Origin of the sequence: Streptomyces sp. NPDC058796, from assembly GCF_042745235.1 — a bacterium.
Lineage (GTDB): Bacteria > Actinomycetota > Actinomycetes > Streptomycetales > Streptomycetaceae > Streptomyces.
In genome coordinates, this window is the sequence record NZ_JBHYOP010000001.1 from 371,271 (window position 1) to 383,453 (window position 12,183).

General features: G+C 74.0%; 13 protein-coding genes and 1 riboswitch. Of the genes, 9 read left to right on the top strand and 4 right to left on the bottom strand.

The annotated features are described in order from the left end of the window. Positions 1-3: 3 nt before the first annotated feature. A complete protein-coding gene (locus ACFW47_RS01730) occupies positions 4-870 on the top strand; it encodes a hypothetical protein (RefSeq protein WP_386279216.1) in 867 nt (288 codons plus the stop codon). A 124-nt stretch (positions 871-994) separates the two neighbouring features. Further along, on the top strand, positions 995-1,285 hold the full coding sequence (locus tag ACFW47_RS01735; protein WP_383278927.1) for a hypothetical protein: 291 nt from the start codon (positions 995-997) through the stop codon (positions 1,283-1,285). A 4-nt stretch (positions 1,286-1,289) separates the two neighbouring features. Here ACFW47_RS01735 and ACFW47_RS01740 read toward each other — a convergent pair whose 3' ends face one another. The 3 genes from ACFW47_RS01740 to ACFW47_RS01750 are packed head-to-tail and all read right to left on the bottom strand — an operon-like array spanning position 1,290 to position 4,533. Continuing rightward, positions 1,290-2,378: a prenyltransferase/squalene oxidase repeat-containing protein gene (locus tag ACFW47_RS01740; RefSeq protein ID WP_386304338.1), complete on the bottom strand. Its 1,089-nt coding sequence runs from the start codon at positions 2,376-2,378 to the stop codon at positions 1,290-1,292. Further along, positions 2,375-3,109, bottom strand: a complete 735-nt coding sequence (locus ACFW47_RS01745; protein WP_217252414.1) for a class I SAM-dependent methyltransferase — start codon at positions 3,107-3,109, stop codon at positions 2,375-2,377. The genes ACFW47_RS01740 and ACFW47_RS01745 overlap by 4 nt, the downstream gene beginning before the upstream one ends. Then, positions 3,103-4,533, bottom strand: a complete 1,431-nt coding sequence (locus tag ACFW47_RS01750) for a glycosyltransferase family 4 protein (protein ID WP_386304341.1) — start codon at positions 4,531-4,533, stop codon at positions 3,103-3,105. The genes ACFW47_RS01745 and ACFW47_RS01750 overlap by 7 nt, the downstream gene beginning before the upstream one ends. A gap of 205 nt (positions 4,534-4,738) precedes the next feature. On the opposite strand from ACFW47_RS01750, the gene ACFW47_RS01755 reads away from it, so the two are divergent. From ACFW47_RS01755 to ACFW47_RS01785, 7 genes are all read left to right on the top strand, one after another. After that, a complete protein-coding gene (locus ACFW47_RS01755) occupies positions 4,739-5,443 on the top strand; it encodes a TetR family transcriptional regulator (RefSeq protein WP_386279208.1) in 705 nt (234 codons plus the stop codon). 30 nt (positions 5,444-5,473) lie between these two features. After that, a riboswitch (cobalamin riboswitch) is annotated at positions 5,474-5,547 on the top strand. A gap of 129 nt (positions 5,548-5,676) precedes the next feature. After that, entirely contained in the window at positions 5,677-6,930 is a 1,254-nt protein-coding gene (locus ACFW47_RS01760) for a prenyltransferase/squalene oxidase repeat-containing protein (protein ID WP_386304344.1), read from the top strand. Further along, positions 6,927-7,583, top strand: a complete 657-nt coding sequence (locus tag ACFW47_RS01765; RefSeq protein ID WP_386304347.1) for an SCO2322 family protein — start codon at positions 6,927-6,929, stop codon at positions 7,581-7,583. The genes ACFW47_RS01760 and ACFW47_RS01765 overlap by 4 nt, the downstream gene beginning before the upstream one ends. Beyond that, positions 7,570-8,739 (top strand): energy-coupling factor transporter transmembrane component T, encoded by a 1,170-nt coding sequence (locus ACFW47_RS01770; RefSeq protein ID WP_386304349.1) that lies wholly within the window; start codon positions 7,570-7,572, stop codon positions 8,737-8,739. The genes ACFW47_RS01765 and ACFW47_RS01770 overlap by 14 nt, the downstream gene beginning before the upstream one ends. Continuing rightward, positions 8,736-10,427: an ABC transporter ATP-binding protein gene (locus ACFW47_RS01775; RefSeq protein ID WP_386304351.1), complete on the top strand. Its 1,692-nt coding sequence runs from the start codon at positions 8,736-8,738 to the stop codon at positions 10,425-10,427. Before ACFW47_RS01770 ends, ACFW47_RS01775 begins: the two co-directional genes overlap by 4 nt. Further along, entirely contained in the window at positions 10,424-11,275 is an 852-nt protein-coding gene (locus tag ACFW47_RS01780; RefSeq protein ID WP_386304353.1) for an ECF transporter S component, read from the top strand. The genes ACFW47_RS01775 and ACFW47_RS01780 overlap by 4 nt, the downstream gene beginning before the upstream one ends. A 197-nt stretch (positions 11,276-11,472) precedes the next feature. Next, on the top strand, positions 11,473-11,886 hold the full coding sequence (locus ACFW47_RS01785) for a transglycosylase SLT domain-containing protein (protein WP_386304355.1): 414 nt from the start codon (positions 11,473-11,475) through the stop codon (positions 11,884-11,886). Between the two features lie 116 nt (positions 11,887-12,002). On the opposite strand, the gene ACFW47_RS01790 is transcribed toward ACFW47_RS01785, so the two are convergent. After that, positions 12,003-12,182 carry a hypothetical protein gene (locus ACFW47_RS01790; RefSeq protein ID WP_384474118.1) on the bottom strand — a complete coding sequence of 60 codons (180 nt, stop codon included), beginning with the start codon at positions 12,180-12,182 and terminating at the stop codon, positions 12,003-12,005. Between the last annotated feature and the right edge of the window lies 1 nt (position 12,183).

Below are 12,183 nucleotides of genomic sequence, written 5' to 3' on the forward strand. Positions count from 1 at the left end.
GAAGTGAATATCCGCTCCCTCACTCGAGGCGACGGCGTGGTGATCGGAGCAGCGGTGTTGCTGTTCATCGCGTCGTTCCTCGGCCTCTACTCCGTCGAAGACGCTCCCGACGGTCTCGAACTGCCCAGCCTGTGGGGCAGCGGACCGGTCGTGCTCGGTGTCGTCCTGGCGGGCATCATCGGCGCCGCGCTCATCGTGGTGGCCCGGGGGTTGCCGCAGCCCAAGAAGGTCGCCGGCCTCGACCTCGGCCAGTTCGGCATCGCTTTCACGATCTTCGCCGCGTGGAGCGCCCTGGGCAACGTCTTCGACCCGGCGAGCGGTGTCGACAACGTCGGCGGCGGCAGCTCCGAAGGCCCGGATCTCGGCATGGGCCTGATCCTCGCCCTCATCGCCACCCTGATCATGGCCGCCGCGGCCGTCGCCACCCCGCTGGTGCCGGCGCTCAGGGGCTCCCTGATCCCGGCCGCCCGTCCGGCCGCGCCGCAGCCCTACGGCGGCCAGCCGCAGGGTGGTTACGGCTACCCGGGCGCGCAGCAGCAGCCGTACGGCGCCCAGCCGGGGCAGCCCGGTCAGCCGGGCCAGTCCTTCGGTGGCGGCCAGCCCCAGCCGGGCCAGCCGCAGCCGCAGGCCCCGCAGCAGGCACAGGCGCCCCAGCAGGCGCAGCCGTCCGGGGACTTCTCACCGTTCTGGTTCGCCGTGCCGGTGCCGCGTCCGCTGTTCGCGGAGGACGGCAGCCCCACGCCTATCGCCGAACTGGCGCCGGGCACCTGGTACCTCGCGGTCGAGCAGCGCGGCGCCAACCTGGTCGCGCAGACGCAGGACGGCCGCCGCGGCGTCCTCCAGGACACCTCGGGCATCCAGCGCGGCTGACCGCGTCCGCCCGGCCGTACGTCGCCGACGGCCCCTCGCCCACCGGTTCTTCCCGGGGCGGGGGGCCGTCGGCGTACCTGCCGCCGCGGGGTTTCAAACAGACGTCCGGGGCCAGACGGAAGTCATGTCCCCTCGAACTCGCAGTGGTTCCAGCGCCGGGACGGCCATCGCGGTGATCGCCGACATCATGGCCGTCATCCTCGGGCTGTGGATCCTCATGTACCTGTTGGACGCCAACCGGGCCAACGACCTGGTGCAGTTCGTCCACGAGGTGGCCAACGTGCTCGCCGGTTGGTCACGTGACCTGTTCACCTTCGACGAGGCGTGGGCCCGCGTCGTCGCCGGATACGGCCTGGCCGCCGTGGTCTACCTGTTCGTCGGCCACGCGATCGCGGGCCGCCTCGGCCGCCGCTGACCGCTCAGACGCAGCAGTCCGGGTCCAGGCCCTTCGGCAGGCGGTCTCCGGAGAACACCTGGCAGGTCGCCTCGTGGCCGCCGAGCGCGGCGACGGCGAGGAGCAGCGAGCCGGCCGTCCAGGTGGTGAGTTCGCGCGGCCATATGGCGTCGTCGTCGAAGACGTAACCCGTCCAGTACAGGCCGCTGTCCGCGTCGCGCAGGTGCTGGATCGACTGGAGGATCTCCAGCGCGTGGTCGGACTCGCCGACCGCCCACAGGGCGAGGGCGAGTTCGGCCGACTCGCCGCCCGTGACCCACGGGTTGGGCACGACGCAGCGCACGCCGAGGCCCGGGACCACGAAGCGGTCCCAGCTCTCGGCGATGCGGGACCTGGCCTCCGTGCCGGTCAGCGCGCCGCCCAGCACCGGGTAGTACCAGTCCATCGAGTAGCGGCCCTTGTCCAGGAACCGCTCCGGGTGGCGGCGGATCGCGTGCCGCAGCGCGCCGGCCGCCAACTCCCAGTCGGGCTGCGGCTCCTCACGCTGTTCGGCGATGGCGAGGGCACAGCGCAGCGCGTGGTGGACGGAGGAACTGCCGGTCAGCAGCGCGTCCGTGGTGCCGGTGCCGTCGTCGTCGCGGCGCCAGCCGATCTGTCCGCCGGGCTGCTGGAGGCGCAGCACGAACTCGACGGCCGCGTGGACGACGGGCCACATCCGGTCGAGGAAGGTGTCGTCGCCGGTCGAGAGGTGGTGGTGCCAGACCCCGACGGCGACGTAGGCGACGAAGTTGGTCTCCCGGCCCCGGTCGGTGACGTCGTCGTGGGCGCCGTCGGCGTAGGCGGCGTACCAGGAGCCGTCCTGGTTCTGGTGCCGGGCCAGCCACTCGTAGGCCCGCTCGGCGGCGTCGTGCTCGCCGGCCGCGTCCAGGGCCATCGCCGCCTCGACGTGGTCCCAGGGGTCGAGGTGGTGCCCGCGGAACCACGGGATCGCGCCGTCCGGGCGCTGCACGGCGAGGATGCCGCGGACGGTGGCCGCGGCCTGCTCGGCGGTGAGGACGCCGGGCAGGACGAGGTGTTCGGTACGGGGGGTGCGGGGAGCCCGGGACGAGGTCACGCGGCATCCACCGGCGGCAGGTGCGGCTTGGTGGCGTACGCCACGAAGCTCTTGCCGATCAGCGGGTTCAGCGCCTGCTCGGCGACCCGGGTCGCCAGCGGCTTCTTCATGATGTCCCAGACCAGCAGCTTGTGGTACGCCCGCACCGGCAGCGCCTTGTCGTTGTCGACGCCGAAGGCGCACTTCAGCCACCAGTACGGCGAGTGCAGCGCGTGCGCGTGGTGGGTGCCGTAGGGCTTGAGGCCGGCCTCGCGGATGCGGGCGAGGAGCTGGTCGGCCTTGTAGATGCGGATGTGCCCGCCCTCGACCTCGTGGTAGGCGTCGGAGAGGGTCCAGCAGACCTTCTCGGGGCCGTAGCGCGGCACGGTGATCGCGATGCGTCCGCCGGGCCTGAGGACGCGGACCATCTCGGCGAGGACGCCCTTGTCGTCGTGGATGTGCTCCATCACCTCGGAGATGATGACGACGTCGAAGGACTCGTCCGGGAAGGGCAGCGCGAGCGCGTCGCCCTCCATGGCGGTGGCGGTGGCCCCGGCCGGGGCCTCGCCGGCCTCCTTCATCGCCGCGAACCACTTGGCGACCTCGCGGATCTCCTCGGCGTTCTGGTCCAGCGCGACGACCTGGGCGCCGCGCCGGTAGCACTCGAAGGCGTGCCGGCCGGCGCCGCAGCCGAGGTCCAGGACGCGGTCGCCTGGGGCGAGCGGGAACCGGGAGAAGTCGACGGTCAGCACGTGGCCCTGCTTTCGGGGTAGACGCCGGTGTCTCTGGTGTCGCGTGGGTCGCGGTGGTCTCCGCGGTCGCCGGCCGGGGTCGCGGCGGGGGTGCCCTCGGGGGCGGTCGAGGAGGGGCCTATGGCCTCGCGGTAGCGGGCGGCCGTGCCCTCGGCTGCGCGGGCCCAGGTGAAGTGCCGCAGGACGCGTTCGCGTCCGGCCGCGCCGAGCCGGGCCCGCAGTTCGCGGTCGCCGAGCAGCCGGTTCAGTCCGGCGGCCAGGGCTCCCGCGTCGCCCGGCGGCACCGCGAGGCAGGTCTCGCCGTCGGGTCCGGCGACTTCCGGGACGGCCCCGCCGGTGGTGGCCAGCAGCGCCGTGCCGGTCGCCATGGCCTCGGCGGCGGGCAGCGAGAACCCCTCGTACAGGGAGGGCACGCAGGCGACATCGGCCGAGCGGACCAGGTCGACCAGTTCGGCGTCGGAGATGCCCTTGACGAAGTCGACGGCGCCTTCGAGGCCGTACCGCTCGATCGCCTGGGCGACCGGGCCCTCGGCGGGCCGCTTGCCGACGACGACGAGGTGGGCGGCGGGCTGCTCGGTCCGCACCTTCGCCAGTGCCTCGACGAGGAAGACCAGGCCCTTGAGCGGCACGTCCGCGCTGGACGTCGTCACGATCCGGCCCGGCACCTTCGGCACCGACGGGTCGGGCGAGAACAGGTCGGTGTCGGCGCCGATGTGGACGACGTGGACGCGGTCGCCGCGTACGCCGAGGTGGTCGACGATCTCCTGGCGGGAGGTGCCGGAGACGGTGAGCACGGAGGGCAGGCGGCGCGCGACGCGCTTCTGCATGCGGGTGAACGCGTACCAGCGGCGCACGGAGTACCGCCGCTTCCAGCCGTCGGCGGCGTCGAGTTCGAGCTGCCGGTCGACGGTGATGGGGTGGTGGATGGTGGTGACGAGGGGGGCGCCCACGTCGCCCAGCAGCCCGTAGCCGAGGGTCTGGTTGTCGTGGACGACGTCGAAGTCGCCTCGGCGGGCGCGCAGGTGGCGGCGGGCGCGCAGCGAGAAGGTCAGCGGCTCGGGGAAGCCGCCGGTCCACATGGTGCCGACCTCCAGCGCGTCGACCCAGTCGCGGTACTCGTCGCGCTTCGGCGTGCGGAAGGGGTCGGGCTGGCGGTAGAGGTCGAGGCTGGGCAGCTCGGTGAGGGAGAGCCGGTCCTCCAGGCCGTGGTCCGGGCCGTCGTCCAGCACCGGGTAGGGCTGGGAGCCGATGACCTCGACCCGGTGGCCGAGGCGGGCCAGTTCGCGGGAGAGGTGACGGACGTAGACGCCCTGTCCGCCGCAGAACGGGTTCCCCTTGTAGGTGAGGAGCGCGATGCGGAGCGGTCGCAAGCCGTCGGCGGCGGGCTCCGGACGGGGACCCGTCCGACTGGCCTCAGCGGTCACCCTGGGCCCCCTTCTCACTGCACTGTCCCGCGACCCTATGCCGGGACGTTAATCTAGAACAAGTTTCAGACTTGATCGTTCGGAGGCTCCGAATCTACCGGCAGGTAGGGATGCTGTGACGAGTGGATCAGGTGATTCACGCCACGGCCCGCCCCCGTGCTGGAGACGGTGCCGGACACGGTGCCGGGCGGACGGCGGGGAGAAGGTGACCAAGGTGGACAACCCGGAAGCGGCCGGGTCCGGATCCGCGCACCGCTCCCCCGCCCCGCCCCTCACGGAGCGGCAGCGGGCGCGTCGCCGCCGCATCCTGCACGCGACCGCCCGGCTCGCCTGCCGGGGCGGCTTCGAGGCGGTGCAGATGCGCGAGGTCGCGGAGTCCTCGCAGGTCGCGCTCGGCACGCTGTACCGCTATTTCCCTTCCAAGGTCCATCTGCTGGTCGCGACCATGCAGGATCAGCTGGAGCAGCTGCACGGGACGCTGCGCAGGAACCCGCCGGCCGGCGAGACGGCCGCGGACCGGGTGGCGCGGACCCTGATGCGGGCCTTCGAGGCCCTGCAGCGCGAACCGCGGCTGGCCGAGGCGATGGCCCGCGCCCTGACCTTCGCCGACCGCAGCGTCTCCGCCGAGGTCGACCAGGTCTCCCGCCGGACCACGGCGATCATCCTGGACGCCGTGGGAGGCCCGGAGAACCCGACGGCCGAGCAGCTCTCCGCGGTCCGCGTCATCGAGCACACCTGGCACTCGACCCTGATCGCCTGGCTCTCCGGGCGGGCGTCCATCGCGCAGGTGGGGGTGGACATCGAGACGGTGTGCCGGCTGATCGAGGTGACGGGGGCCGGGGAGCCCGAGGCGTCCGGAGCGGGCAAGCGTGAGCGGGCACACGGGTCCGGGCCGGTTGCCTCCGGGTAAAGTGGCCGCGTCGTCATCACACCCGTACGGGGGGAAGCCGGTGCAATTCCGGCGCTGACCCGCAACCGTGAGCCGCCCGTCCCGGGTGGTGAGCCGGACTGCCCCGCACGGACGTGACCGGCTCACGTGCCCGGCACCCGCCGGAGCACGGGCACCGTCGAGGCATACGGGGCCGAGCCGCCGGGGGTGCCCCGTGCTGTCCGGCCCCGCACAGGGAAAGGCACCCGCCGCTCATGAACGTCCGCCGTCGCAGCAGCGCCGCGGCTCTCGCCGCCATAGCCGTGATCGGCGGCGCCGCCGCGCCCGCGGTCGCCGCCGACCCGTCCCCGTCGGCGTCCGCGCCGTCCGGCACACCGGGCAAATCCGGCCTGTACGGGTCCGCCGACCCTCAGTACGACGGTGTCTGGCGCCAGTCCCTCGCGCTGCTCGCGCAGGACACGGCGGGCGTCGTCCCGTCACAGCAGGCAGTGAAGTGGCTCACGGACCAGCAGTGCGACAACGGCGCCTTCGCCCCCTTCCGCCCCGACCCGGCCAAGGCCTGCGACGCCAAGACCATGGTCGACACCAACAGCACGGCCGCCGCCGTCCAGGCGCTGTGGGCCGTCGGCGGGCACGGCGACGCCGTGAAGGACGCCCTGGACTGGCTGAAGTCCGTGCAGAACGAGGACGGCGGCTGGGGCTACACCCCCGGCAGCCCCAGCGAGGCCAACTCCACCTCCGTCGTCATCGGCGCCCTGACCGCCACGGAGACCGACCCGGAGACCGTGGAGAAGGGCGGCAGGTCCCCGTACGACGCCCTGCTGGCGGCCGCCCTGCCCTGCGCGGAGGACGGCGGCGCCTTCGGCTACCCGGACCAGGAGGGAAAGCTGGTCGCCAACGCCGACGCGACCGCCGCCGGCGTGCTCGGCGTGCTCGGCACGGGTCTGGTCACCGAGGCCGGTGAGAAGAGCGCCGACGCCAGCTGCACGACCTCGGACAAGCCCACCCGCGAGCAGGCCGCCGCAGGCGGCGCCGCCTACCTCGCCGGCGCCCTCGCGAAGGACGGCCACCTCACGTCGGCCCTCGGCGGGTCCGCCGAGCAGCCCGACTACGGCAACACCGCCGACGCGGTCGTCGCGCTCGCCGCGCAGGGCGGCGCGGACAAGGCGGCGAAGCCGCTGGCCTGGCTGGAGAAGAACGCCGCGAAGTGGGCGAAGGAGAGCGGCCCGGCCGCCTACGCCCAGCTGATCCTCGCCGCCCACGCCACGGGCACCGACCCGCGCGCCTTCGGCGGCACGGACCTGGTGGCGGAGCTGAACGCGACGGGACCGGCTCCGCAGGGGGCGGCGGCCAAGGACACCGCGACCGCGAGCAGCGAGGACGACACGAAGGACGAGAAGAAGGACGACTCGGGCTTCGGCGTCTGGTGGTTCGTCGGCGTCTGCCTGGTCTTCGGCATCGGCATCGGTTTCCTCCTCAGCGGCCGCAGCAAGAAGCAGCAGCCGTGACCCGCCGCGTCGTACTCCTCTTCCTGGCCGCGTTCCTCCTCCTGGGGAGCGCGGGCCAGGCGCAGGCCGCCGGTTACCGCTACTGGTCCTTCTGGGACCGCGACGGCGACAAGTGGGTCTACGCCACCCAGGGCCCGTCCCTCGCCCGCCCCTCCGACGGCGACGTGCAGGGCTTCCGCTTCGCGGTGAGCGCGAACTCCGGTGACGCGGCCCAGCCCCGCGGCACGGCTGACTTCGCGTCGATCTGCGCGAAGACACCGGCCGAGGACGGCACCAAGCGCGTCGCCCTGGTCCTCGACTTCGGCACGGCGTCCGACGCCCCGCCCGGCGAGACCCCGCCGGCCGCGCGCACGGCCTGCGCCCAGGTCTCCCCCGACGCGACGACGGCCGACGCCCTGGCCGCCGTGGCGGACCCGCTCCGCTACAACAACAGCGCCCTGCTGTGCGCGATCGCGGGCTACCCGAAGTCGGGGTGCGGGGAGCAGGTGGCGGAGCAGGACCCGACGGCCACCCCGAAGCAGCGGCCCGCCGCGGACGCCGCCGACGACGAGGACGGCCCGTCGGTCGGCCTCTACGCGGGCATCGCCGTCGTCGCGGCCCTGGCCGGAGCGGCGGCCTGGCAGGCGAGGCGGCGCAGGAATGCGACCGACTGACCCTGCGAGGAACCGTGTCAGGGGGGCGATGGGGGTCCCCCCGCGCGACCAGCGCCTGGGGGCCCTCCACCCCGGCGCCTGGTGGCTCTGGGCACTCGCCCTCGGCACCGCCGCCACCCGCACCACCAACCCCCTCCTCCTCGCCCTCCTCATCGCCGTCTCCGCCTACGTCGTCGTCACCCGCCGCCCCCACGCGCCCTGGTCCCGCTCCTACGGCGCCTTCGTCAAGCTCGCCCTCGCCGTCCTCCTCATCCGCCTCCTGTTCACCACGGTCCTGGGCTCCCCCATCCCCGGCACCCACACCCTCTTCACCCTCCCCGAAGTCCCCCTCCCCGCCTGGGCGCAGGGCATCCGACTCGGCGGACGGGTCACCGCCGAGGGCCTCACCTTCGCCCTGTACGACGCGATGAAGCTGGCCACCCTCCTCATCTGCGTCGGCGCCGCGAACGCCCTCGCCAACCCCTCCCGCCTCCTCAAGTCCCTCCCCGGCGCCCTGTACGAGATGGGTGTCGCGGTCGTCGTCGCCCTCACGTTCGCCCCGAACCTCATCGCCGACGTCCAGCGCCTGCGCGCCGCCCGCCGCCTGCGCGGCCGCCCCGACCACGGCGTACGGGGCCTGCTCCAGGTCGGGCTGCCGGTGCTGGAGGGTGCCCTGGAGCGCTCCGTCGCCCTCGCCGCCGCGATGGATGCCCGCGGGTACGGCCGTACCGCCCAGGTCCCGCCCGCCGTACGCCGCACCACCGCCGCGCTCACCCTCACGGGCCTGCTCGGCGTCTGCGCGGGGACGTACGGGCTGCTGACCGCGGCGGGCGGCACGTACGGCGTCCCGGTCCTCCTGCTGGGGGTCGCCGCCGCCCTCGCCGGACTGCGGCTCGGCGGCCGCAGGACGGTCCGCACCCGCTACCGCCCGGACCGCTGGGACGCCCGCGCCTGGTCGGTCACCGCCTCCGGCGCGGCCGTCGCGGCGCTGATGTTCCTCGCCGCCGCCCGCGACCCGGCGGCACTGCACCCGGGCGTGGTCCCGCTGGTCGCGCCGTCCCTCCCCCTGTGGCCGGCGGCAGCCGTACTGATCGGCCTGCTCCCGGCGTTCGTCACTCCCGCCCCCGACCACCCCTCACCCGCACCCGCACCCGCACCCGCCAAGGAGCCGTCGTGATCCGCTTCGAGGACGTATCGGTCAGGTACGACGGTGCGACCGAACCCACCGTCCGGGGCATCGACTTCGAGGTCCCCGAGGGCGAACTGGTGCTGCTCGCCGGCCCGTCCGGGGTCGGCAAGTCCACCGTCCTCGGTGCGGTCAGCGGTCTGGTCCCGCACTTCACCGGCGGCACGCTGAGCGGCCGGGTCACGGTCGCCGGCCGCGACACCCGCACCCACAAGCCGCGCGAACTGGCCGACGTCGTCGGCACGGTCGGCCAGGACCCGCTGTCGCACTTCGTGACGGACACCGTCGAGGACGAGCTCGCCTACGGCATGGAGTCCCTGGGCCTGCCCCCGGACGTGATGCGCCGTCGCGTCGAGGAGACCCTCGACCTGCTGGGCCTGTCCGACCTCCGCTCCCGCCCCATCGCCACGCTCTCCGGCGGCCAGCAGCAGCGGGTCGCCATCGGCTCGGTCCTCACCCCGCACCCGGACGTGCTGGTCCTGGACGAGCCGACCTCCGCCCTCGACCCGGCCGCCGCGGAGGAGGTGCTGGCGGTCCTCCAGCGCCTGGTCCACGACCTCGGTACGACGGTCCTGATGGCCGAACACCGCCTGGAGCGGGTCATCCAGTACGCCGACCAGGTCGTCCTGCTCCCGGCCCCCGGCGCGCCGCCGCTCCTCGGCCCCCCGGCGGAGGTGATGGCCGTGTCCCCGGTCTATCCGCCCGTGGTCGGCCTGGGCAGGCTGGCGGGCTGGTCCCCGCTGCCGCTGACCATCCGGGACGCCCGCCGCCGCGCGGCCCCGCTGCGGGACCGGCTGGCCGGCCGGGAGATACCGGACCACACCCCACCGGCCGCCGCGCTCCCCGCGCCCCCCGCGCTCCGGCCCCCCGCCTCCCGCCGGTGGCGGCGCGGCAAGCGGGCGGAAACGGCTGCCACCTCCACCACCCCCTACGCCGCCGAGGTCCGTTCCCTCGCCGTCCGCCGCGACCGCGTCCGGGCTCTGCGCGGCGTCGACCTCACCGTCTCCCCCGGCGAGACGGTCGCCCTCATGGGCCGCAACGGCGCCGGGAAGTCGACCCTCCTCTCCGCACTCGTCGGCCTGGTCGAACCGTCCGCCGGTTCCGTCCGCGCCGGTGACGCGGTGCCGCACCGCACGGCCCCCCGCGACCTCGTACGCCGGGTCGGCCTGGTCCCGCAGGAGCCGCGCGACCTGCTGTACGCCGACACGGTCGCCGCCGAGTGCGCGGCCGCCGACCGGGACGCGGAGGCGGCCCCCGGCACCTGCCGCGCGCTGCTCACCGAACTGCTCCCGGGCGTCACCGACGACACCCACCCCCGCGACCTCTCCGAGGGCCAGCGCCTCACCCTCGCCCTCTCCGTCGTCCTGACCGCCCGCCCGCCCCTTCTCCTCCTGGACGAGCCGACCCGCGGCCTGGACTACGCGGCGAAGGCCCGGCTGGCGGGCCTCCTGCGCTCGCTGGCCGCCGAAGGGCACGCGATCGTGCTGGCCACGCACGACGTGGAGCTGGCGGCCGAGCTGGCCCACCGGGTGGTGCTGCTCGCGGAGGGCGAGGTGATCGCCGACGGTCCGGCGGCGGACGTGGTGGTGGCCTCGCCGTCCTTCGCGCCGCAGGTCGCCAAGGTGCTGGCGCCGCGCAAGTGGCTCACGGTCACGCAGGTACGGGAGGCGCTGGCATGACCGGCGGCCCCCCTCCCCAGCGCCAGGCCCGAGCCGTCCGCCTCGGCCCCCGCTCGGTCGCCGCCCTCGTCCTGGTCAGCGCGGTCGGGGTGGCGGGCTTCGGCTGGCCCTTCCTGGCCCCGCCGGACGCGTCCCTGAACGCGCACGCGCAGGACGCGCCGTGGCTGTTCGCGGGCCTGCTGGTGCTGCTGGTGGCCGTGGTGGCGGCGACGATCTCGGAGTCGGGCCTCGGTCCCAAGGCGGTGGCGATGCTCGGCGTCCTGGCGGCGGCGGGCGCGGCGCTGCGTCCGATCGGCGCGGGGACGGCCGGTCTGGAGCCGATGTTCTTCCTCATGGTCCTCAGCGGCCGGGTCCTGGGCCCCGGCTTCGGCTTCGTCCTGGGCTCGGTCACGATGTTCGCGTCCGCGCTGCTCACGGGTGGGGTGGGGCCGTGGATGCCGTTCCAGATGCTGTCGATGGGCTGGTTCACGATGGGCGCGGGCCTGCTGCCGGGCCCCGACCGGCTGCGCGGCCGTGCGGAGCTGCTCATGCTGGCCGCGTACGGTTTCCTGGCCGCCTTCGCCTACGGCACGGTCATGAACCTCGCGGGCTGGACCTTCATGAACACGCTCGCCTCGGACATCGCCTTCGACCCGGACGCGTCGATCCCCGACAACCTGGCCCGCTTCGTCGCCTACTGCCTGGCCACGTCCCTCGGCTGGGACGGGGGCCGCGCCGCCATGACGGTCGTCCTGACCCTCACGCTCGGCACCCCGCTCCTCAAGGCGCTGCGCCGCGCGACCCGCCGGGCGGCCTTCGAGGCGCCGGTCACGTTCGAGAAGGCCGACGGGGTGAGCCGCCCCACGTGACGCGGTTCACCTACGAAGTGTCCTCGTAGCCGACGGCCGTGCGGCGAGCGGGCCTCGCCGCACGGCATGGACCACACTCCACCCGCGTCTACGACCACGCTTAGCAAAAGGGACGATTGCAGACGACTGGCCCGCCTGTTTCTCTGAACCGGTCGCCAGGCAGCGACGCGACCCCGTCCCCGACGAAAGGCCCTTCGTTGACCGCCGCCTCCATCCTCCGCACCGTCGCCACCCCGAAGAAAGCTCTCGCGGGTGCCGCCCTCGCCGCGGCCACCTGCGGCTCCCTGATCGCCGCCGCGCCCGCGCAGGCCGCGACGCCGGCCTCCTCGGCACAGGCGACCGCGAAGAAGATGATCGGCGACTCGGCCGAGTACCGGTGCTTCTCGAAGATCGTCGACCACGAGAGCGACTGGAACGTCAACGCCACCAACTCCTCCAGCGGCGCCTACGGCCTGGTCCAGGCCCTGCCGGGCTCGAAGATGGCCTCGGCCGGCTCCGACTGGAAGACCAACGCGGCCACCCAGATCGAGTGGGGTGTGGACTACATGAAGGACCGCTACGGCAGCGCCTGCGACGCGTGGAGCTTCTGGCAGTCCAACGGCTGGTACTGACCCCGCCGACACGACCGGCACCCCGCTCCCCCCGTACCGAAGGCGGCGACCCCTGATCCCCGGGGTCGCCGTCTTCGTGTGTCCGGGGATCAGAACGGACGCCTGGCGATTGCCGGTCAACCCCGGCGGGCGAACACCTCCCGGAGCCTGTGTCCCATCACCGCGCTCTTCTCGTCACCCACCTCGACGCCGAAATTCGCGGCGAGGTATGCGCGCGTCCTCTCGGCCCGCGCCTCCGCGATCGCTGCCAACCGGTCCCGCACCTCGGCCGGGACCCGGATCATCGCATCGCTCATA